The following is a 20,661-nucleotide window of genomic DNA, read 5'->3' as shown; positions in this document are numbered from 1 at the left end:
TCGAGAACTGGATCACGGCCTTGATGTACTGGCTTCAGCCGGCGGCGAGGGTCGCGTGCACTGCGGTTGCGCAGGCTAGGTCAGGCGCCGCCACGAACGGTAGCCGGTTGCCGCCTTCCAGTCGGAACTTCGAGCCGTCCGCGGTGATACACACTCCGCCAGCCTCCTGATACAGGAGCAGGCCGGCCGCGTGATCCCAACAGTTTTCCCAGTTCAACACCATTGCGCAGCGGCGCCCCGAGGCCAGCTCGACGTATTCGAGCCCTGATGTGTCGAGATAGGAGAGCGAGACCCGGTGTTGGGCGAGGCCGTCGATCTGCGCCTGGTCCGCCGCGGTGCACCACCTAGGCAGCGGGACCACGACGTCCAGGTGCCGCAGTCCGCGCGGTGCGGGCGCGACCTGAACGCGCCGTCCGTCCACGAAGGCGCCGCCACCGGCGGTAGCGGTCGCGGTCGTACCGAGGGCTGGCGCATGTGTCCATGAAGCGAGTACCTGGCCGTGCCGGGCCAGTGCCACCAGAATGCTGAAACGCGGGTTACCGCTGATGAAGTTCTCGGTCCCGTCGATCGGGTCGATGATCCAGACCGGCTGCGGGCCCGTGAGACGGCCGAGCACCGTCCGATCGGTGCTCACCGCCTCCTCGGCGACCACGACCGATCCCGGCAGCAGCGCAGTCAGGCGCTGCGCGAGCGCCGACTCGGTGGCCTGGTCCGCCACCGTGACCGGATCGCCGGGAGCCTTCTCGAACACGTCGCCGTTTGTCAGCCGCCTGAATCTGGTCAGCACCTCTTGGCGCCCCACCGAGCGGATGATGTGCTCCACCTCCGCCACCTTGCCGGCGTCGATCACCTCTCCGGCCCGCCATACCTGCGGGGAGCCGATTTTTTCGTCCGCGCCTTGCTGCATGATCATCTGGTCAACTCGGTGAGGTCGTCTCGGTAGCGGACAGTGTCGGTTCGGCTGACCATGCGCCCCGCATGGAAGACGATTCGGTCGGCGGGGCGCCGCGCGATCGCCTCTCGCACGCTGGTCGCTCGAATGGCGAGCAGTTCGGCCGCGGCGCCGGGAACGATGCGTGCCTCTGGAAGCCCCATCACAGCGCGCGCCTCGTCGGCCACAGCGGCATATGCCTCGTCGACGTCCAGGTGCCCGGCGAGCACGAGGAGCGCGGCGGTGTCGAAGGGATCGCCGCGGCCCAGCGGATTGAACGGGTCCTGGATGTTGTCGCCGCCCGCCGCGACGTGAACGCCGGCCGCCATGAGCCGACGCAGAGCGGTGAGTCCGCGCGGCGCCGCGTGCTCCCGGGTCCGGCCCTGGAGATACAGATTCGTCGCCGGGCAGCAGACCACTGCGATCCCGGTCGCGGCGAGGTCGGCGGAGACTCGGCGGACGACGTCGTCGGGTTGCGTGCCGAGGCTCACGCAGTGGCTGGCCGTGACCTTGTAAGGGTGCTCCGACTCACGGACGTATGCGGCGAGTTCCGCGAGGAAGAAGGCCGCCGGATCAAGGGTCTCATCCGTGTGCAGATCCGCGGGTGCGGCGTAGTCGGCCGCGATCTTCAGCAGAGTGCGCTGGCTCTCGACCGGATCGGCATCCCGGTACGGCGCGCCGCCGACGGCTGTCGCGCCGTCAGCCATCGCCGTGCGCAGCGCCGCGCGGTTGTTCGCACCGGCCAGCCCGGTGACCGGTTCGTCGACGAAGGCGACGATCTGCATCTCCAGCAGTGGGAGAAGGCTCTTCCGCACGTCCAGGAGCGCGGTGAGATAGCGCTGGCCGGTCTGCGTGCCCACGTCGACATGGGTGCGAATGGCAGTGACGCCTTGTTCCAGCATCATCTGCGCGGCAGTGGCGGCGCGGGCCGAGATCTCGCCGTGACTAGCCGTGGCACGGTAGGCGTACCAGGCCCGCACCGCGTCATCCAACCCACCGCCTGCGCTGCGCAGCAGTTCGGCGGTGAGTACCTTGTCGAGGTGTGCGTGCGGCTCCGCGGGTGCCGGGAGCAGCAGGAAGCCGGTCAGGTCAAGGCGGTCAGCGGCAGCCGTTCGCGCCTCGCCGTCTGTGCCCTCAGGCCAGACGCCCGCGATGCGTCCTTGCTCGATGAGGATGTCGGCGGTCGTCGCATCGGGCAGGGTCGCTCCGATTAGTAGCAGCGGCGCGGCCGGAGCCGGGGCTTCGGGTTGGACATGCCGCTCGCTCTCGCGTTCGCCCTCGGGCGTCGGCCGGGTCACGCCGTTCCCAGCCGCTTCGTGAAGGCGGAGTTGAACGAGGCGAGGCTCAGGAGGGTCAGCACGGTGGTCAGGAGTATGGCCGCGCCCCATCCGAGATGCGAGATGAGCAGGGTGAAGGACGGCGGCCCGAGAAGAGTGCCGAGACTGCCGGTCTGGATGAGCAGCCCGTAACCGAAGGCCAAGGCCCGGGGGGAGCGGACCACCAGCGGGACGCTGGCGTACATCACCGCCAGTATTAAGCCGTTGTCTACGAGCAAGAGTGCCGCCCCTGCGGACACGGACCACCACCAAGTGGCGATGAATGCACACGCGGCGGCACACGGGATGGCGAGTGCGGCCAACACCAGCCGTTGCGGTCGCCACCCGATGCTCATGAGCCGCCCGGCCAGCAGACCGCCGGGAACACTCGCGAGGGAGACCACGGTGGCGGTCAGACCGCTCGTGCCCGGGGAGATCCCGCGATCCGCAGCCAGCCGTGGCAGGAGCGACAGCACGCTGACACCGAGCAGGGCGACCAGGCAGAATGCGAGCGAGAGCCGGAAGGCGCCCGCGGACCAACTCACCGAGCGGGGACGTTCGCCGGGCGCGTCTATCCCGGTGAGCCTCGTTCTGACCCCGATGAACGCCACCGCGCTCGGCAGCACCGTCAGCCCAGCGGTCAACCGCCACCCCGTGACGTCGGCGATGCTACCCAGCGCGGCTGCGGCTGCGATTCCCACCGGGATGAACGTGCTCCACAGCGCCAGGCCCCAGCGCTCGACGGCCGGTGTGCAGGCGGCAGACAGGAGCATCGGCCCGGTGACGGTCACCAGCAGATAGCCGGTTCCCTCGACCACTCGCGCCGGGAAAATGACGGCGGACGTCGGCGCCAGCGCCTGGACCAGCCCGGCGACCAACAAGATGAGCAGGCCCCGGCGCAGTGTCCTGCCCAGGTCGGCGCCCTTGACCCGGACGGCGACCGGCAAGGCGAGGGCAGCCGCCACCGCGGTCACCGCTGACAGCAGCAGCGCCGTCTGCGTCGACGACATGTGAAACGACGCTCCCACCTGTGCTTCCACGGCGATGAAGCGGCCCACCGAGATCCCCGCCGCTATGCCGGAGGCATAGACCCACAGCACCGCAGCTCGTTCACGCGACGTGCTTGGCGGGCCGTGCGGAGTGTCGGTCATTCAGCGGTTCTCTGTAGCATGGCCGGAATCCCGCTGAAGAGGTCGCCGGCGTCCAGTTCGCCGAGGTCGGGAGTGACGACGTCGCCGTCGAGTGCCTCGTCGAGGCGGAACCCGACGACGTCCATCCCCTGGTTCAGCAGGGTGCGGGTCGCCGGCTCGGAAGAGCACAGCACGGCCGCCTGGAAGGCCGGAATGGAGCAGTTGGCGGTCAGGACGCGCCGGGAGGCGAGCAGCGTGCCGCCGGTCGCCGCGACGCAGTCGATGAGGATCGCGGTGTCGTATTCACGGCGTGGCGGCTGCGTCAGATAGCGGCATCCGGCGCGCCCGTCGCTGTCACGCTCCATGGCCAGCAGGCAGAAATCAAGCTCGGGGGCGACCTTCGCGAATCCCGGGTACAGCAGCAGCCCGCCGCGCAGGATCACCGCGCCCAGGGCCACCGTGTTCGCCGGCAGCGCCGCGCGGGACTGCCTGCCCAGCGTGTGTCCGAGTTCGAAGATGCCGCGCCGGATCTGTTCGGGGGTCGATTCGGGCCGCGTGGTCCTCTCGTAGCGGCCGTCGTGATCGGGAATCTCCCGGCGCACCGCCATCAGGCCCTGCTTCCGGCGATCGCCGCCGTACAGGCGGTGAGCAGGTCCGGCGCGCCGACCGCGGCGGCCAGGTCCGCGGAGACGGCCGCGCGCTCGTCGATGTCTGCTTTGCCGTCGCGTAGCATCCGCTGCGCGGCCAGGAGCGTCACGGCGAGACGTACGTCGTCGGGCGCGAGCAGGTCCTCCACCAGGCTCGCCACATCGTTCTTGGCCACCGCCGCGTCGTGTGTCGCCGGATCCAGGCTCGCCACGAGGCCGGCGAGCTCCCAGATCCCCTCGTCGACCAGCAGATGGGTGATCGGGTCGGCGAAGAAGTGGGCCATCGCCTCGTCGAAGGTCTGGCCGTCGAACAGCAGCCGCCGGTCGGGTGCGGTGCCGGCGAAGATCCAGAAGGTGCCGTCCGAGTTCAGGGTCACGGCGGCGCCGGGGCTCGCCGCGTAGGTACCCCTGATCGCGTCGTTGACCGTGGTCGCGAGCGTCAGCCGCTGGGGACCGGTTTCGAACGGTGCGTAGTACTCGCGAATCGTGAGGGTTCCGTCCAGCAGGTCGTCGCGCAGTTCGGCCGCCTTGCCGCTGAGCCGGAAGACGTTGAACGTGATCGGCAGCGAGGCGCCGTCGGGCAGCAGGATGCGGCTGTTCCAGTCGTCGACCGCTTGGAGTTCGGCGCCGATCTGCGCGGCCAGGGCCCGGTCCACCGAGCCGCGGTCGGGCTGGATGCTGCGGAATCCCAGGTCGAAGGCGGGTTTCAGTTGCTGCCAGGCGCGGGCGATGTTGCCATAGTACTCAAGGCGGACCGGTCGCGGAGCCTCGATGTGGTAGCGGTCGATGCTCAGCCGGAGCAGGACGTCCGGCTTGTGGGGATTGCGCCCGAGCGCCTCGTCCATCCGCTCAAGCAGTTGCCGCGCACGCAGCGGTGATCTGCCCCAGTGGCCGGCGGAGACGATCTCCACCCGCGGCACGTCCACCCGTTCGAGCAGCCTGAGGATGCTCGGGAACTTCACGAAGGGCTCGCCGCCTCCGGTGATGTTCAGCTTCTCCGAACGGGAACTGTTGATGAAGTCGATCGTCGCTTCGAGTTCCGCGGGGCTCAGCGAGTCTTTGGCCGTCTTCCGGTTCAGGTCGGAGGAGTACATGCAGTGCAGGCAGGCCACCGGGCACAGCTCGCTGAGATGGATGAAGAAGCTGGAGCCGCGGTCCGGGACGTCGTCACGCGTGTGCCGCACCGCGTCGAGGATCTGTGCCCTGGACTGCGAGGCGTCACTGAAAAGTGCGACCAAGTATTCAGCAGTACTCACACAGCCTCCTGCGTGTCCACCGCGCCGACAGGTCGCAGCTTCCGGAGGGGAAGATCCACGGCGCATGTTGATCGGAGGCTAGCGACCCGCCCGTGAGTTAGCAAGGGTTCTGATGCGCTGGCCGGGCGGAGGACATGAGGGTTATGCGAAACTGGATCGCCGCCTGAAGTGCAACGCGCTTCAGTCGTTTCGTCACAGTCGCGAGGTTGTCGTGGGCGCGGCCGCGTGCTTGTATACCGTGTAATTGACATAAATGATCATGTTCTTGTACAGGTCATGCACCGGCTGGTTCGGGCTGACCTTGCGGGCGAGCCGGGGTGCGCGCCACATGTAGCACGGCGTTCTCATAGCGAAGGACGCGCAGTTCCGCTTCCCCGGACCCGTCTTGGCACACGGCCACAACCAGCGCACTGAGAACACGCCGGGTGGCCCGGTAGACAACCGAGAGAATCATGCCTCGATCATGATCGACCAGCACCGAACGCGCGGGCGTTCGGCCCAAACGATGCAGATCCCCTGAACGAGCCCTACACGGTTACGACTCCTGATACGGCGTGAGGCCGAGCAGTCGATCGACCGTCGTGAAGCCATAGCCCCGCTCGCTCAATCTGTCCACCACGATCTTGACCGCTTCGACCGTGTGGGCCCGCGGCCCCCCTCTGCCGTCGTAGCCGTCATGAAAGATGATCACAGCGCCCGGCCGGACCTTCGCCAGCGCTCGGCGGGCGATGCGTTCAGCCGACGGCTGGGCCGGCTCCAGCGGGTGGCAGAACTCCCCGGACACCGGCTGTAGCGCCTGCTCTCGTAGCAGGTCGAACGTCTCCGGCGTGCGGGCGAGCCACGGTGGCCGGTAGAGCGCTGGTACGCGGCCGCACTCGGCGGTGATTACCTCCTGGGCGCGGGCGATCTCGTGCGTCAGAGCCACGCGCGTCCAGCAGCGCGTGAACTGGTGCGAATAGCTGTGGTTGCCGATGACATGCCCCGCCTGCGCCAGTGAGGCGGTGATGCCAGGATGCCGCAGCACGCATCGGCCCACCTGGAAGAAGGTCGCCAGGATTGCGCGTTCTTCCAGGAACTGTGCGAGCTGCGAGGTGTAGGGCTCGTTCGGGCCGTCGTCGAACGTCAGCGCCACCGTCTTCGGTGCCGGTGGATCGGCCCGGTATGGGAAGCGGCCGAGCGCCTGTGAGTATGGCGACATGTAGCGCCAGTAGGCAGCGCCCAGGACCACACCCGACCCGAGCGCGCCGACCCCGGCCCGACGCGCGGCGGCGATCAAGCCCTCAGCGGGCATGGCTTACACGAACCCTTCGACGCTGGCGAACCGGACGAACACCACCAGCACTATGACGGCGCCGACCGCGGCCAGTCGGTTTCGCCACGGTGACCGGGCGGGTTCCACGTCCTCTCCGGCGTAGCGGAACTGCGGTGCGGTGCCTAGCACCTGGCGGTGCAGCACCCGGTTCAGCACGTAGGCGAGTACGTAGTAGTACAGGCAGGTCACCAGCACGCTGTATATCAACCCACGGCGCAACCGACGCGATGACGTATATATCCAGTTATGGATATCAAATACAATCTTGCCCTGTTGACGCAGTTGCCTGAGCAGGTCGAGTTCGTCCCCGCCCTGCGTCAACCTGGTGTCGTAGCCCGACCACGCATCCCGGCGAAACGCGATGTTCGCGGCGCTGGCGTAGATGACTCGGCCGGTCAGCAAGAACATCAGGTTGACGCATCCGAACAGCACCGAGGCGTACGGCGTGCCCCACCATGGGCACGCCACCCACCGGCATGGTCCGGCGACCGCCACCGCCTGCGGTCGGCGCCGCAACTGGGCGTCGATGCGCGAAAGCCAACCCGGGTCGAAGGTCGTGTCCGCGTCAGTCGACACCACGTACTCGCCACGCGCGATCTCGGTGCCGCGCTGGCGTGCGAAACAGACACCGGGCTCAGGCTCCGACACGACGATGGCGCCCATCGAGCGCGCGATCGCGGCGGTGTCATCGATGCTGTTGTTGTCCACGACGATGACTTCGATACCGCCGGCGAAGTCCTGCGCGGCGAGCGATTCCAGGCACCGCCCGATGTACAGCGACTCGTTCACGGCCGGGATCACGACGCTGAACCGCGGGACCGCGCGGAGCGCGGGCGACGCAGGACCGTAACGGTCAGCCACCTGCGATGGCTCGGTCAATGGGGGTTATTCCTCTCGTTGCTCGACCTACGTCGGGCGGACTCTACACGATGTAGTGACGTGTTCATCGCCCTGACTACGCTCGGTGAACGCAGGCTCAACAGCGCGAACGATCCGGTTACGGCCCCACGGTCGGAATATGCTGTTTTCAAGGCATCCGCCTGAAATACTGCCGCCCAGCACGGCCGACGGACCGATGCCCGCAGCAAGAAAGGCCGACGATGCCCGGGCACGTAGACGCCGTCACGAAAGCAGGTCGTCTCCCTAACGGAGAGTGTTCAGACCCGGTACTGATTCAGCGGGGCAGCGTTCCCGGCACGAACACGAACGGCAACTGGTAGCCCGTTGACGCGTACGCCATCACCAGACAGCAGTACAGGATCACAGGCATCGATGGGTTCCCCATCGCATAACCAGGGGGGCGGCTCGCCCGCCGCGGCGCTTCCATGATTCCAGCAGTTCAGCCCATGGCGGCAAAGCCGCGAGAGCGGACCGTATCCCGCAGCAGTCCTCGTAGCGCGGCGTGCGCGTTGCGTGTCACGATGCTGACCGTTCCGAGAGGTCTACAGTGTGTGGGCGACACGACGAGAGGACATACGTGCACAATCGCGAATCCATGCGCAAACCCGGCCGCCGCGGGCACGGCGAACGGGAGAGCGAGGTGCTCAGCGTGGTGGATGCCGCCCCCTGGGCGTTAACCGTCCCTGAGGTTCGCGCGAAACTCGCCGGCGATCTGTCCTACAACACCGTTCACACGATTCTCGGCCGCCTGGTGACCAAAGGCCTGGTGGAACGACAGCACTCCTCTCGGGGACTGCTGTACCGGACCGCACCGCAAGCGGCGCAGCTGGTGGCCAGAAAGATGCAGGCGCTGCTGGAACGGGGGCCCGACCGGGCGTCGGTGCTGCAATCTTTCGTGGGCTGTCTTGATCCGGCGGATGAGCACGCACTGCGCGCCCTACTGCACGAGCACACGCACCTACCACACGGACCAGAAAGCGCCGACCCCCGCGACACATAGCGCTTCACGTCCTTGACGGCTCAACAGCGGCGGCGGCACGAAGCAGGGCCAAACGTCACCCGGCCGACCACAGTAGCGGCGCCAGCCAAAGCGATAGCGGTGGCGCCGGCTGGCCGCGCCGGATCATTCGTCGCCGGAGCGGCGTTTCCACGCCCCGTACGACCGTGCCCGCAGGGTGCGGCGTTGAGGGCGCCGAAAAATCCACCTATGCAGGTAGCGGGCCTACAGTGCAGCAACGTGCCAGTTGGCGGCTGAGGCGCGTTGGGCCTCGATGCTTGCGATCCCTCATCACCGCGACTTGCCTGCTGCTCGATAGCCGTCAGCCAAACCCATCAGGTAGCAGCCTGCTGCGTCCCAGCTGACGGCTTCCTCCATGATCTCGACGAGCGGTGTTGCGGCGGCTTCGGCTTCGGCCGCGCGATGCTCGGCGAGGATCGCGTCCGGGGCCAAGCCCTGGGTGATGTCGTAACCGATCTGCCCGATCGTGTCGGCACCGAGGATCGGCAGGGCCGCGTGCGCGGCCTGAATGAAGTGGTCGGGCAGATCCTCGCGCATAACTCTGATCCTGCTCCGTTCTGCAATCTGACGTGTAACCCTCGCGTGGCCTGGCAGTTTCGGCGATTCGAAAGCATACCGGTCCTGCTTCACCATGCTCGCGCATGCCGCGGCGAGGAACTGACTGCAATCGTCGTGCTGTTCAAGCTTGTGACGGATCGGGCTATAGGCGGTGGTGTGGGCAACACGATCAGTGCCACGGACGACGGCCGGACGCAGCGTGCTGAAGGACGTCCGGAAGTCATGCAGCATATGACATCAGTGAGTTTATGCGCTGTGTTGTAGGGCACTGAGAAAGTGGAGCGATCGGCGTATGCGTAGACCAGGTGCTGGATAGCGAGCTCAGTCGACCTGTGTGATCGAACCGCGCGTCGGGTGGAGACCACGTTTTCGGCGACCGGTCACCGCACGCACGGCGGAGTGCGACGGCGCAGCAGGGTATTGACCTTCCTCGCGGTTTTGTTACCGTGGACCGTGGCGCCAGGTATCAGATGTCGAATTCAGGCGCCACCGCCCCGAGGGCACATCGAGCGGAGGCCGCATGCGTGCACGTAGGTTCACCGGGTTGCTCGGCGCGGCTGCGGTGGCCGCGGGTCTCGCGGTGCTGGCGCCGTTGCCCGCGCACGCCTCGAATCCGGCGCCCGACTGCTCGCAGGGCGGATCCACCGGCACGCGCAACGTGTACTTCTGGGACTGCGTGTACTCCGTGCCGGGCAACCCGGTGCTTACCTGGCGCGGCGCACCGATCGTCAGCGGCCAGGGCACCTCTCAGGTCGTCGGCACGTGCGTTGGCGGCTCGTTGCCGTACTTCATCACCGCATCCTGGGTTGACGGCAGCGGAACGACGCAGACTTCGGCACCTTACACGCTCAACTGCGCCAGTGGCGGTGTCTGAACGCTGCGCATGCCGATAATCCATCTGCGCAGCTGACGCGATCATGGTTGGCCACTGCGGGTGGGCGGCGCCATGGGCGATGCCTCCGCCGTCTTGGCGTTGCGCATGCGAAATGACCGCCTACGTGTTGAGCGCGTTCGGGATCGAGTGAAGCATCTTGCTATGACTCTATTGTCGCGGAGAGGGGAGGATTCGAACCTCCGGGGGCCGAAGCCCGACCGGGTAACCCGGTCCCCGCTAGGCCACTACGGGGACCTCTCCTGGATTTTCGGCGGTCAGCCGGGTCCGCTTGCGGGTTCCCGTCTGCGTCGCCGTCCTTCTGATATCCATCATGGCGCAGGGGTCTGACAGAGCGCTGATGTGTCGCTGTCATGTCGGGCCGGTTGGGCTGCTGGTTGAGCCGGGGCGGGTTTCGTCAGGTCGACTGGGGTGTCCGGCTGCGGGATGCTCCTGGCCACCTGGGGTTCGGCACGGGATGGCCGTTGGAGTCATCGGTGTCATCGGAGGTATGGGACTCATTGGAGTCGGGAGTTGTGTCGGCTTTGTGCGACTGGGGTTGCGTTTGCGTGCGCTGTTGGGTGGCTGCGGTGAGGAGCCAGAGGGGGGTGAGCGCGGCGGCGAAGAGCGCGACCGACAGGTGCTTGGTGACTTCGTTGCCTTCGCCGTACACCGACGCGATGTAGAGCACCACGGTGCACCCTAGGAGAGTGAGTCCGACTAGCGCAAAGGCACGGCGGCGCGTGCGCGGGGTTGATGTGCGGATGAGCCATGCGGCAGCGATCAGGGACGCCAGCCAAGTGGCGAGCACGCCGGGGAATCCGCTCCACTTGAGCGCGTGCGCGGCGTCTTGGAGCACGCAGACGCGGCACTCCTGGCTTTCCGGGGTGTAGCCCGCGTTCATCGGGTACGTGCCGATGTTCGTGTTACGGAAACTCCAGTACGCGTCGGCGCCTCCGGAGAACACCCGCGCGGCCAGGACCGGGTGCTGCGCCAGGTAGCGGGCGATGTTGGCCTGGGTGAGACGGTCCTGGTAACGCGGGAACAGCGGGTCGTTCTCGATCGGGTGCGGGCTCCACCAGTGAGTGCCGCTGTAGCGGCCGAACGAGCGCGGGAGTCCCAGGCCGACCGCCACTTTCCCGGGATCGTGGACCATCGGCATGATGGTCATGGTCACTTCCTGGGCGGCGTTGATCTGCTTCAGGTCGGACGGCCCGCTCGCCAGGCTCCATGTGGCGGTCGCCGCCAGCGACGCCAGGCACAGCGCGGGGATCAGCCGTGAACCGATGCGCCCGCTCATGCGGCCGATCTCGAAGCGGCGCGTCCCGAGCAGCAAGCCGAGCGGGATCAGCAGCGGGATCATCTCGTTCTTCGCGCCGATCGCGAGTGCGGCGCCGGCCCACGCGGCGAGGAACGCGACGCGTTGGCCGCGCTGCTGTGTCACGGCCACGCTGCCTGCGACAGCAACGAGCAGCAGGCCGTACATTGCGGCGGTCTCGCTGTACGGCGAACCGGCGTAGTCGGCGAACGTGGCCTCTGCCAGCACGACGAACAGTGCGCCGAGGATCGCGAACCGTGCTAGCGGCTTCACGGACCGTAGCAGCCACGCCATCGCGGCCAGCGCCAATCCGACCAGCACGCAGTACTCGACTATCGTCTCGCGCAGGTCGATGACGCCGTGCAAGCCCAGAACGTGCTGATGGATCCACGCGGTCAGTTTCAGCGGGATGTACTGCGAGCTCGGATACTGACTGCACGGCGTGTGGAGCGGCTGGAAATCGTAGTGAAGTCGGACGAAATACCACTGCGCGGTCAGCTTCGGTCCGCCTGCGGCGTCGGCGCCGATCTGGCACATCAGCCGTTGTGCGTCCCCGTTGTTCGCCATGCCCACCGGATGCGGCCACAGCAGACGCACGGCCATACCGACGGTGCCGAAGACGCCGACGACGACCGGCGTCCACCAGCCGTTGGCGCGCAGCCACGCACGTGTACGCGTGCGCACGCCGTGTTGGTCGCGTTGGTCGTCTTGCGCCGCCGGGAGGGGCTGAGCGCTTCGAGCTATGGGCACGGGCGAGAACTTATCAATTAACGCAGGACGCCGCCCCGGCCGGGGATTGGCCGGGGCGGCGCCGTGGTGCGGTAGGGAGTGCTACGCGTGCGTAGCGGGGTAAGGCCGTAGCGCTGCGGTAGGGCTACGGCGCGACGTGCGAGAGTGCGAAGGTGAGCATCACGGCGTCGGTGGCCGGTGCCGTGGTCGACAGTGCGAGAGCGTGGCCGGTGTAGGGCATCATCACGATCTGCACGTGCGCGGCGGGCTGGTAGTACTGCGATTCGAATGCCTCAACCGAGGCGGTGTTGTTGCAGTCGTACAGGGTCACCCCGGGGCAGTGGAAGAAGTCGTCCGTGCCGCTAATCGAGAGCGTGGGGACCGTGATCTTGTATGAGTACGCCTGCGTGGGCGGCAGGGAGAAGATCGGGGCGGCGCTCTGGGCTTCGGCGATGGTGGTGGTGTCCTTGTTGGCTTCGTCAGCGGTCACCACCGCGGGGTCCACGGTCGCGGTGCTGTACATCATCGATTCGCGCGTGCCGGGCTTGGTGGTCAGGTAGCCCGTGTCCAGGCCGGAGTTGGCGAACTTCGGGTCCATGACCGCGGGGTAGGCGTCCGTGTGGAAGAAGGTGGGCGGCGCGGCCGGGTTGACGCCGTGCAGGGCGCCGGTGACGATGACCGCGTCGACGTCCTGGTAGGTGGCCACTTCAACCCAGGTCTCGTAGGAGCCGAGCGAGTGCCCCACGATGATCACGTGGGAGAACGCGTGCCCGTCCACGGAGCCGGCGCGCAGGGCGGTGATCCCGTCGTGCAGGGAGACCGCGGCGGCGGTGACGCCGACCGAGCTGCTGGCGGGGTGAGAGCTGTTGCCGATGCCGATGCGGTCGACGTCGAACGTCGCGTAGCCGACGGCGGTGGCGGCCTGCACGTAGGAGTAGTAGCCGTTGCCGACCGGGAAGTCCCAGTACGCGTGGTTGTAAGCCGCGCCGTGCACGAGGATCTGCACGGTGCTGGGCTCGGTGCTGCCGCGGTAGCACAGCTCGCCCCAGAGGGTCTGGTCCGCCGGGCCCGGATCGGTGATGCGCACCGAGACGGTGTGCGGGGCACAGTTCAGGCTGAAGCTGTCGGCGTGTGCTGAGGCTGCGGGCACCGTGGTCAGCGCGACCGCGGCGATCAAGGACGCGCTCGCGGCTGCGAGCCGTGAGCGGCGTGCTGTCCCGTGGCTTTTCGGCATTTCGATTTCGGGCATGACGATAACGCTCCGTCTGCTTTCATTCGGGCGTAGGTACGCGTGTCACGAATTGATTGAGCATGTGCCGCAGCTCGCGGAAAAGCACGCGAGGAGAAGTAGCGCGTCCGCGATTTTGCTACGCTGAGCGTTTTGCTCAGCGCATTGATGCTTGCTGCCTGCGGCACCGTTACACCGTAGCTTGTCAGGGTGCTGTGTACAAGCGCGGGGAAAGCGGTGGGTCGGCGGGCGTTATGTTAGTCTGCCTCGATATTTCCACGGGCGAATTGTTGGGTGGGTGCTTTCGCCGCGCGAGTGTGAGTGTGAGCGACGGTGCTTTCGTGGATGGCCGGTTCGTGTGGTGCCCATAGTTCGGCGGGCGCGTTGTCGTCGCGGCTCTCCAGGCGTGCGATGAGGCGATTCACGGTGATTCACGGCGAGTTGCGCGATGATCGTATTGTCCGGCGAGATCGTGGTGAGTGTGGGTGTGTTGTGGCCGGCCCCGATGTTGTCGAAGCCGACGGCGGCGACGTCTTCGGGGATGTGCGCACCGTTGCAGTGCAGCGAGCAGACGGTGCCGAGGGTGAGCAGGTCGTTGTGGCGCCGTGGCCCGGTCTCGTCTTGTGCGGTCGGTAGCTGATTATCTTAATTTATCCTGGAATATCAGGATGGAGAGTAATGGTCATTCTGGCACAGAGAGGTTGACAAATCGGCCGGGCGGACTAGTGATGCGAGGCATGGAGAGAAGTACTGACTCGCAGCGCGGCGGGCCCACTCGCCGCGCCTTCTTGTCCGCCTCGGCCGCGACAGCGGTCGTGGCGCCCCTGGTCACCGGCAAAGTCGCGCACGCCACAAGCTCCAGCGTCGCGCCGGTGAACCGTCGGGAACCGGATCAAGCGCTGCGTGCCCTCCTCCGGCAGATCGATCCGGACCGGATGCGGGCCACGGTGCAGCGGTTGACCGAATTCGGCACCCGGCACACCGCATCCAGCCAGACCGACCCGGTCCGCGGCATCGGCGCGGCCACCGACTGGGTGATCGGGCAGATGCAAGCGATTGCGGCGGCGTCGAACGGTGCGATGACCGTGCAGCGGCAGTCGTTCGTGCAGCCGGTGTCGTCGCGGATCCCGGTACCCACCCAGATCACCAACTGCATCGCCACATTGAACGGCACTGCCTCCCCCGAGCGCTTCTATGTCGTCACCGGGCACCTGGACTCCCGGGTCACCGACGTGCTGGACTTCACCAGCGACGCCCCCGGCGCCGACGACGACGGCTCGGGCGTGGCCGTAGTGCTCGAACTCGCCCGGCTGTTCGCCGGTCAGCAGTTCCCCGGGACGTTGGTCTTCGCCACCGTGGCCGGCGAGGAGCAGGGACTCTACGGCTCGGCGTTCATGGCCAGGCAGATGAAGGCGGCCGGCGCCGACGTGCAGGGCATGTTCAGCAACGACATCGTCGGGGCGAGCCAGGCCTGGGACGGCACGCAGCCGGACCCGCACACGTTGCGGCTGTTCGTGGAGGGCATCCCGACCGCGGCCACGCCCGCCCAGATCTCGCTCATGCAGTCGGTCGGCGGCGAGAACGACGGCGCGACCCATCAGCTGGCCCGGTTCGTGGCGCAGTCCGCTACGTTCGACCTGACCGGCATCAACGTCCGGGTGGTCTGGCGCCGTGACAGGTTCCTGCGCGGCAGCGACCACCTCTCGTTCCAGCAGCAGGGCTATCCGGCGGCGAGATTCACCGAGCCGCGGGAGAACTTCGACCACGAGCATCAGAACACTCAGGTCGTCGACGGCGTGCAGTTCGGCGACCTCATCGACTTCGTCGACTTCGACTACATGGCCCGCGTGGCGAAGGTGAACGCGGCGGCGCTGTGGTCGCTGGCCACCGCGCCGGGCACGCCGAAGGGCGTGCAGATCCACACCACACCGCCCGGCACCCTGTCGGGCACCAACCTCACAAGCCTGAGCTGGACCGCCAACCCCGAAACCGACCTGGCCGGATACGAGGTGGTCATGCGGGAGACCACGGAATCCGACTGGACGTCGGCGATCGATGTCGGCGACGTCACGGCGGTCACGCTCGACATCTCGAAGGACAACGTGCAGTTCGGCATCCGGGCGGTCGATCAGGACGGCCGCCGCAGCCCCGTCGGCTTCCCGCAGGCGGCCGCCTAGGACGCGCCGAGATCGCCCACTGGCGCGAAGTGAATCGGCCTTCTGCCGCTCCGGGTCGGGAGCGGCAGAAGGCCGATTGCGTTCCGGAGGGTCTACCGGCGGGCCATCAGTATCAGTGGCACGCCGCGCCGTTGAGAGTGAAGGCGGTCGGCACGGCGTCGCTGTTGGTCCAGGTGCCCTGGAAACCGAAGCTGGTGTTGGCTCCGGGTGCGATCGTCGCGTTGTAACTCACGTTCGTGGCGGTCACGGCCGTGCCGGACTGTGTGACGGTGGCGTTCCACCCATTGGTGATCTTCTGGTCACCTGGGAAGCCGAACTTGAGCGTCCATCCGTTGATCGCGGTCGTGCCGTTGTTCGTGATCACGACGTTGGCGGTGAAGCCTCCGGCCCACTGCGAGGTGGTGGAGTACGCCACGGCGCAGCCGCCGTTGCTCGACGGGCTGCTCGACGGCGAGGCCGAGGGCGAGGGCGAGGCTGACGGGGACGACGATGGAGAGGCCGACGGTGACGCGGAGTGGGACGGGGACGGCGAAGCCGATGCCGACGGGGAGGGCGAACCGGTCTGGCCGCTGCCCGGCGTGATCACGTACGTGACCAGGCCGCGCGCCGGGACCGTGGCGGTGAATGCACCGCCGCTGACGTTGATCGCGGCCTGCGTGGCGGCGTTGCTGCCGGCGTTGGACAGGACCGGGGTCGCGGTGCCGCTGGTGATCCCGGTGCCCGACAGCGTGTAGCCGACCGTGTCAGCGCTCGACGCCGTGTTGAGCACGACGACCGCGACGGTTCCGTCAGGGTTCTTGTAGGCGCTCATGTTCAGGTTGCTGTTCGAGCTCGTCGTGCCGATCCGCACCGCGCCCGGGTGGATGTAGCGGCTGTAGTTCGCGAACGCCCACACCCGGCCGGAGGCCGACGCGGTGCCGTTGCTGTTGAGCCACACCAGGCCGCCGTTGGCGTTGTTGGTGTCAGCACCCTCCCAGTACATGTACGCGCTCAGATTCGCGCCGGTCAGGCCCTGGTAGATGCGCTGGGCCCAGGTGAACCCGGAGTCGGCGGTGCCGTCGTCCCAGGCCGCGTCGAACGCGTTGCTGGTGCCGAACCACTCGGTCTCCCACGCGGGCTTGGTCCAGCCGTTCAGCGGTGAGGTCGTGGGCGAGGTGTAGCCGTGGCTGCCGAACACCTTGGTGTAGGAGTTGGCGGTGGAGTCGGCCTCGATCGCGGCGGCGTACTGCTGCGCGTAGTTCCAGCCCTCGGTGGCGCAGCACTCCACCTGCGTGGACAGGCCGGAACCGGCCAGCGCCGGGCCGAGCACGTCGATGAAGTTCGCGGTCTGCGCCGGGTCCAGCTGCATGCTGTCATAGCTCGTCGACAGGTTGGCCTCGTTCTCCGGGCCGATGTAGGTGAGCGGCACGCCGGCGGCCGAGTAGTCCTTGGCGTACTGGACCAGGTAGTTCGCGTAGGCCTGGCGCCAGTCGCCGCTGGAGCAGGTCGCGCTGGGCGCGCCGCACAGGGTGCCGCCGTTGGAGATCGAGTTGTTGGTCTTCATGAACGCCGGGGCGCTCCAGGCGTCGGCGAAGACGTTGGTGACGCCGTACTTGCTCTTGATCTGCTGGGCCAGCCAGAGCTGGCCGTCGTCCTGGTTGATCGACGAGAGCGAGGCGTACGCCGGCGTCGCGGTGGGGCCGCTCGGCGCGGTCGGCTCGATGGTGCTGCCGGAGTCGGCGCTGATCTCGTTGCGCAGGATGGTCAGGCCCGCCCCGGCGGTGGGGCTGTAGAGGAAGTCAAGGGCCTGCTGCTGCTCGGCGGCCGGCGCGTTCATCAGCGAGGCGGACTGCCCGAACGCCTCCGCGGCGCCGAAGCCGGCCATGGTCTGGAAGGTCGTCGCGCCGTTGATCGTCGCGGTGTCGGCCGCGTATGCCGGAGCGGACGGCAGCAGCGCGATCGCCGCGACCGCACCCAGCACACTCAGGCTCGCGGCGAGCGGCACGCCGAGGCGCCGCCCGGCCTGTCTCGTTTCGGTGGACACAGTGAGATTTCCTTCGTGTCGGGAGTTCGTGTCGGGAGTTCGTGTCCGGAGCGCAGAAGCGGAAAATGATTTATAAATCAATGATGAAACCTGTTGAGTATTTCCGAAGGTACAACTAACACCGTGCCGTGCGCTGCGTCAAGCGATTGTGAAACTTGCACAGGGGGATTGGAGTAACGAATTCCCGAGAAATTCGGAAGTTTTATCTGTGCAGGTCATGGCCGATGTACGCATTCACGGGGAGGCTCGGTTGGCCGAGGTCTGCCCGTTTCGAAACATTCGGGCCGTCGCGGTGTCGGCGGCGGGTGGGGCTGAATCCGCGGGAGTGCGGTCAGCGGTTCGCGATGGCGGGTCCGGACGCGCTGTGGCGCTGCGGTCCGGCCTGCCGTCGGCGTGCTTGACGCGCTTGACGTGGTCCGGTCGACGCGACACTGCTTGGCACGGGCTCGCTTGACACCGTGCCGCAACTCACCTCTATTGTACTAGTTACCTAGATGAATAGAGGTCGTGGTGATCGAGTTCCACCTGGACCCGCGCTCCGGCGTCTCGCCGTACCTACAGATCGTCCAGCAGGTACGTCAGGCGCTGCTGCTCGGCCTGCTGTCCGAAGGCGACCAACTGCCGACGGTCAAGCAGGTCGTGGCGAAGGTCGCGATCAACCCGAACACCGTGCTCAAGGCCTATCGGGAGCTTGAGCACGAGGGGCTGGTCGCGGCGAAACCCGGGGTGGGCACCTTCGTCACCAGAACCCTGGGCCAGGCCTCGCTCACCGACCACGAACCGCTGCGCCTCGACCTGGTGGCCTGGCTGGAGCGGGCCCGCGCGGCGGGCCTGACCGAGGCGGGGATCGAGGCCCTGTTCCAAAGCACGTTCCGCACCACCGCCGAAGAGGAGAGATGACCGCGATTCTGGAAGCCCACGCGCTGGGCATGCGGTACGGGCGGCGCGACGCGCTGGCCGACTGCACCTTGAACCTCCCGCCGGGGCACGTGGTCGGCCTCGTCGGCCCGAACGGAGCCGGAAAGTCCACGCTGCTCAAACTCGCCTGCGGGATGCTGAACCCGACCTCGGGCAGCATCAGCGTGCTCGGCGACACCCCGGGCTCAGGAGCCGGACAGCTCGCCCGCGTCGGCTTCCTCGCCCAGGACGCCCCCGTCTACGGGAACCTGTCCGTCGCCGACCACCTGCGGCTCGGCGCGCACCTCAACCCGCGCTGGGACCAGGGGTTCGCGCAGCGGCGCATCGCCGCCCTCGAACTCGACCCGTCGCAGAAGGCGGGGAAGCTCTCCGGCGGCCAGCGCGCGCAACTCGCCCTGACGGTGGCGGCCGGGAAGAAGCCGGAACTGCTCATCCTCGACGAGCCGGTGGCCAGCCTCGACCCACTGGCCCGCCGCGAGTTCCTCAGGCACCTGATGGAGTCCGTCGCGGAGAACGGCACCAGCGTCATCCTCTCCTCGCACCTGATCTCCGACCTGGAACGGGTCTGCGACTACCTGATCGTGCTCGTGTCCTCGCACGTGCGACTGGCCGGCGAGGTCGATCACGTCATGGCCGCGCACCATCGGATCGTGTGCACCCGGCGCGACCCCGGCGCGCTTCCGCCCGGGCTCGACGTCGTCTCGGCCGAGCACACCGATCGGCAGAGCACGTTCGTCGTGTGCGCCGACGCCCCGCTGCCCGCCGGGGACTGGGCCGCGGAATCGCTCAGTATGGAAGACCTCGTACTCACTTACCTGGAAGCCACCGAGCCGGGTGCGCGATCGGCGGCGCAGGCTTCGGAGACTGCATCGAACATGGAGGCGGGGCGATGATCTGGCTGGCCTGGCGTCAATTCCGCACTCAGGCGCTGGTTGCCGCGCTCATCGTCGCAGCGGCCGCCGTGTACCTGCTGATCACCGGAACGCAACTGCGGCACGCGTACACCGCCGACCTGGTCTCCTGCCAGTCGCCGAACGCGCAGTACAGCTGCTTCGGGCTGATGAACCAGCTGCAAAGCGACTACAGCGGCCCGCAGTACCTCGCCGAATTCCTCGTGATGGCCGCGCCCGCGCTGATCGGGATCTTCTGGGGCGCTCCAATGATCGCCGGAGAGCTTGAGCGCGGCACTCACTACATGGCCTGGAACCAGTCGGTGACCCGCACGCGCTGGCTCGCGGTCAAGCTGACCGGCACCGCGCTGGCCGCTCTCATCACGGCCGGCCTGCTCAGCCTCCTGCTGACCTGGTGGGCCAGCCCGTTGGACACCGTGGCGGGCAACCGGTGGGGAACCAGGGTGTTCAACGCCCGCGACATCACGCCGCTCGGCTACGCCCTGTTCGCCTTCGCGCTCGGGGTCACGCTCGGGCTGCTGATCCGGCGCACCGTGCCGGCCATGGCCGCCACCCTCGCGATCTTCCTGGCGGTACAGGTGCTGGTGACGGTCGTGGTCCGCCCGAATCTGCTCCCTGCGACCACGGCTTCGGTGCCGGTCAACCGGACGTCGATGAGCCAGGCCGTCAGATTCGACCGCGCCGACGCGGACACCGGCCCGGTCAGAATCGACCTGCCCACACCATCCGGCTCCTGGGCTCTGTCCCAGTCCTACGCCCTGACCAGCGACGGCCGGCCGGTCCAGACCGCCAGAGTCCTCAATTGCTGGCGGCTGCTGCTGAGCCAGGCGGGAGAGGGCAAGCAGGGGTCACCGGACTTCGGTCCGCTCGGAGCCTGCCTCGCGCCGTTGGACCTGCACGTCGATCTCACCTACCAGCCGGTCGGCCGTTATTGGCCGATGCAGTGGATCGAGACCGGCCTCTACGCCGTACTCGCCGCGCTGCTCGCCGCCGCGTGCTTCCGGCGCATGCGCAGACTCCGCGGCTGAGGACGCTGAGAACAGAACACTGAGAAAAAAAAGGGGAGTGGGTGCGAGCCGCCCCGCCGGCGGTCTGGACCGTCGGCGGGGCGGCGGAAAATCCGTGTCGGGGCAGTGGCGCCGTGTCGCATACTCGACCCATGCGATCAGGTACGCAGGGGGTGGAGTTGAAGCTTGCCGAGGCATTGTCGCTGCGTGCAGATGCCGCGAGTCGCGTCGAGCAGTTGCGGGTGCGGATCGTCAGCAACGCGCGGTATCAGGAGGGCGGCGGGCAGCGCTGAGGGTTCGAATCCCTCCTCGTACAGAGCAGCCCCGCACGGTGCACAGGTGACAGGGCACAGTACACGGCACACCACCGGGTGCAGATCCGCGACCATGAGGGCGGGATTGGGGAACTCC

Annotated in this window: 19 protein-coding genes; 7 read left to right on the top strand and 12 right to left on the bottom strand. The window is 67.4% G+C overall.

Annotated features, from left to right (window positions below):
- Positions 1-34: 34 nt before the first annotated feature.
- The 7 genes from VGS97_RS00725 to VGS97_RS00695 all read right to left on the bottom strand — a co-directional run bounded on the left by VGS97_RS00725 (position 35) and on the right by VGS97_RS00695 (position 7,453).
- Entirely contained in the window at positions 35-913 is an 879-nt protein-coding gene (locus VGS97_RS00725; protein ID WP_326851165.1) for an inositol monophosphatase family protein, read from the bottom strand.
- Positions 910-2,229 carry an amidohydrolase family protein gene (locus VGS97_RS00720; RefSeq protein ID WP_326851164.1) on the bottom strand — a complete coding sequence of 440 codons (1,320 nt, stop codon included), beginning with the start codon at positions 2,227-2,229 and terminating at the stop codon, positions 910-912. Before VGS97_RS00720 ends, VGS97_RS00725 begins: the two co-directional genes overlap by 4 nt.
- Positions 2,226-3,398 carry an MFS transporter gene (locus VGS97_RS00715; protein WP_326851163.1) on the bottom strand — a complete coding sequence of 391 codons (1,173 nt, stop codon included), beginning with the start codon at positions 3,396-3,398 and terminating at the stop codon, positions 2,226-2,228. Before VGS97_RS00715 ends, VGS97_RS00720 begins: the two co-directional genes overlap by 4 nt.
- A complete protein-coding gene (locus tag VGS97_RS00710) occupies positions 3,395-3,985 on the bottom strand; it encodes a uracil phosphoribosyltransferase (protein ID WP_326851162.1) in 591 nt (196 codons plus the stop codon). The genes VGS97_RS00715 and VGS97_RS00710 overlap by 4 nt, the downstream gene beginning before the upstream one ends.
- Positions 3,985-5,280, bottom strand: coding sequence for a radical SAM protein (locus VGS97_RS00705; RefSeq protein ID WP_326851161.1), 1,296 nt, complete (start codon positions 5,278-5,280; stop codon positions 3,985-3,987). Before VGS97_RS00705 ends, VGS97_RS00710 begins: the two co-directional genes overlap by 1 nt.
- 535 nt (positions 5,281-5,815) lie before the next feature.
- Complete coding sequence (locus tag VGS97_RS00700; RefSeq protein WP_326851160.1) at positions 5,816-6,571, bottom strand: polysaccharide deacetylase family protein; 756 nt, start codon at positions 6,569-6,571, stop codon at positions 5,816-5,818.
- 3 nt (positions 6,572-6,574) lie between these two features.
- The gene (locus VGS97_RS00695; protein WP_326851159.1) at positions 6,575-7,453 is read right to left on the bottom strand and encodes a glycosyltransferase family A protein; all 879 of its coding nucleotides are present in this window, start codon (positions 7,451-7,453) and stop codon (positions 6,575-6,577) included.
- A gap of 616 nt (positions 7,454-8,069) precedes the next feature.
- Here VGS97_RS00695 and VGS97_RS00690 point away from each other — a divergent pair.
- Positions 8,070-8,492 (top strand): BlaI/MecI/CopY family transcriptional regulator, encoded by a 423-nt coding sequence (locus VGS97_RS00690; RefSeq protein WP_326851158.1) that lies wholly within the window; start codon positions 8,070-8,072, stop codon positions 8,490-8,492.
- 288 nt (positions 8,493-8,780) lie between these two features.
- Here VGS97_RS00690 and VGS97_RS00685 read toward each other — a convergent pair whose 3' ends face one another.
- A complete protein-coding gene (locus VGS97_RS00685; protein ID WP_326851157.1) occupies positions 8,781-9,299 on the bottom strand; it encodes a hypothetical protein in 519 nt (172 codons plus the stop codon).
- Between the two features lie 289 nt (positions 9,300-9,588).
- Between VGS97_RS00685 and VGS97_RS00680 the strand changes: the two genes are divergently transcribed.
- Positions 9,589-9,942 (top strand): hypothetical protein, encoded by a 354-nt coding sequence (locus VGS97_RS00680; protein WP_326851156.1) that lies wholly within the window; start codon positions 9,589-9,591, stop codon positions 9,940-9,942.
- A gap of 415 nt (positions 9,943-10,357) precedes the next feature.
- On the opposite strand, the gene VGS97_RS00675 is transcribed toward VGS97_RS00680, so the two are convergent.
- From VGS97_RS00675 to VGS97_RS29755, 3 genes are all read right to left on the bottom strand, one after another.
- Positions 10,358-11,941: a hypothetical protein gene (locus tag VGS97_RS00675; protein WP_326851155.1), complete on the bottom strand. Its 1,584-nt coding sequence runs from the start codon at positions 11,939-11,941 to the stop codon at positions 10,358-10,360.
- A gap of 190 nt (positions 11,942-12,131) precedes the next feature.
- Positions 12,132-13,235, bottom strand: a complete 1,104-nt coding sequence (locus VGS97_RS00670) for an alpha/beta hydrolase (RefSeq protein ID WP_326851154.1) — start codon at positions 13,233-13,235, stop codon at positions 12,132-12,134.
- A 231-nt stretch (positions 13,236-13,466) separates the two neighbouring features.
- Positions 13,467-13,805, bottom strand: coding sequence for a hypothetical protein (locus VGS97_RS29755; RefSeq protein WP_414641611.1), 339 nt, complete (start codon positions 13,803-13,805; stop codon positions 13,467-13,469).
- Between the two features lie 146 nt (positions 13,806-13,951).
- On the opposite strand from VGS97_RS29755, the gene VGS97_RS00665 reads away from it, so the two are divergent.
- A complete protein-coding gene (locus tag VGS97_RS00665; protein WP_326851153.1) occupies positions 13,952-15,391 on the top strand; it encodes a M28 family metallopeptidase in 1,440 nt (479 codons plus the stop codon).
- Positions 15,392-15,503: 112 nt separating this feature from the next.
- Here VGS97_RS00665 and VGS97_RS00660 read toward each other — a convergent pair whose 3' ends face one another.
- Positions 15,504-17,414 (bottom strand): cellulose binding domain-containing protein, encoded by a 1,911-nt coding sequence (locus tag VGS97_RS00660; RefSeq protein ID WP_326851152.1) that lies wholly within the window; start codon positions 17,412-17,414, stop codon positions 15,504-15,506.
- 510 nt (positions 17,415-17,924) lie between these two features.
- Here VGS97_RS00660 and VGS97_RS00655 point away from each other — a divergent pair.
- The 4 genes from VGS97_RS00655 to VGS97_RS00640 all read left to right on the top strand — a co-directional run bounded on the left by VGS97_RS00655 (position 17,925) and on the right by VGS97_RS00640 (position 20,543).
- The gene (locus tag VGS97_RS00655; protein WP_349261926.1) at positions 17,925-18,314 is read left to right on the top strand and encodes a GntR family transcriptional regulator; all 390 of its coding nucleotides are present in this window, start codon (positions 17,925-17,927) and stop codon (positions 18,312-18,314) included.
- Positions 18,311-19,225, top strand: coding sequence for an ABC transporter ATP-binding protein (locus tag VGS97_RS00650; RefSeq protein WP_326851150.1), 915 nt, complete (start codon positions 18,311-18,313; stop codon positions 19,223-19,225). Before VGS97_RS00655 ends, VGS97_RS00650 begins: the two co-directional genes overlap by 4 nt.
- The gene (locus VGS97_RS00645) at positions 19,222-20,271 is read left to right on the top strand and encodes an ABC transporter permease subunit (RefSeq protein WP_326851149.1); all 1,050 of its coding nucleotides are present in this window, start codon (positions 19,222-19,224) and stop codon (positions 20,269-20,271) included. The genes VGS97_RS00650 and VGS97_RS00645 overlap by 4 nt, the downstream gene beginning before the upstream one ends.
- Before the next feature lie 131 nt (positions 20,272-20,402).
- The gene (locus tag VGS97_RS00640; protein ID WP_326851148.1) at positions 20,403-20,543 is read left to right on the top strand and encodes a hypothetical protein; all 141 of its coding nucleotides are present in this window, start codon (positions 20,403-20,405) and stop codon (positions 20,541-20,543) included.
- The last annotated feature ends 118 nt before the right edge of the window (positions 20,544-20,661 follow it).

Origin of the sequence: Actinocrinis sp. (genome assembly GCF_035946395.1) — a bacterium.
Taxonomy (GTDB): domain Bacteria; phylum Actinomycetota; class Actinomycetes; order Streptomycetales; family Catenulisporaceae; genus Actinocrinis.
This window is presented reverse-complemented; position numbering and strand designations above follow the sequence as displayed.

What these genes read in the sequence shown, in the direction of transcription:
- VGS97_RS00725 (WP_326851165.1), bottom strand. Translation starts at nt 913, where the DNA reads ATGATCATGCAGCAAGGCGCGGACGAAAAAATCGGCTCCCCGCAGGTA.
- VGS97_RS00715 (WP_326851163.1), bottom strand. Translation starts at nt 3,398, where the DNA reads ATGACCGACACTCCGCACGGCCCGCCAAGCACGTCGCGTGAACGAGCT.
- VGS97_RS00710 (WP_326851162.1), bottom strand. Translation starts at nt 3,985, where the DNA reads ATGGCGGTGCGCCGGGAGATTCCCGATCACGACGGCCGCTACGAGAGG.
- VGS97_RS00700 (WP_326851160.1), bottom strand. Translation starts at nt 6,571, where the DNA reads ATGCCCGCTGAGGGCTTGATCGCCGCCGCGCGTCGGGCCGGGGTCGGC.
- VGS97_RS00685 (WP_326851157.1), bottom strand. Translation starts at nt 9,299, where the DNA reads ATGCTGCATGACTTCCGGACGTCCTTCAGCACGCTGCGTCCGGCCGTC.
- VGS97_RS00680 (WP_326851156.1), top strand. Translation starts at nt 9,589, where the DNA reads ATGCGTGCACGTAGGTTCACCGGGTTGCTCGGCGCGGCTGCGGTGGCC.
- VGS97_RS00670 (WP_326851154.1), bottom strand. Translation starts at nt 13,235, where the DNA reads ATGCCCGAAATCGAAATGCCGAAAAGCCACGGGACAGCACGCCGCTCA.
- VGS97_RS00665 (WP_326851153.1), top strand. Translation starts at nt 13,952, where the DNA reads ATGGAGAGAAGTACTGACTCGCAGCGCGGCGGGCCCACTCGCCGCGCC.
- VGS97_RS00650 (WP_326851150.1), top strand. Translation starts at nt 18,311, where the DNA reads ATGACCGCGATTCTGGAAGCCCACGCGCTGGGCATGCGGTACGGGCGG.
- VGS97_RS00645 (WP_326851149.1), top strand. Translation starts at nt 19,222, where the DNA reads ATGATCTGGCTGGCCTGGCGTCAATTCCGCACTCAGGCGCTGGTTGCC.
- VGS97_RS00640 (WP_326851148.1), top strand. Translation starts at nt 20,403, where the DNA reads ATGCGATCAGGTACGCAGGGGGTGGAGTTGAAGCTTGCCGAGGCATTG.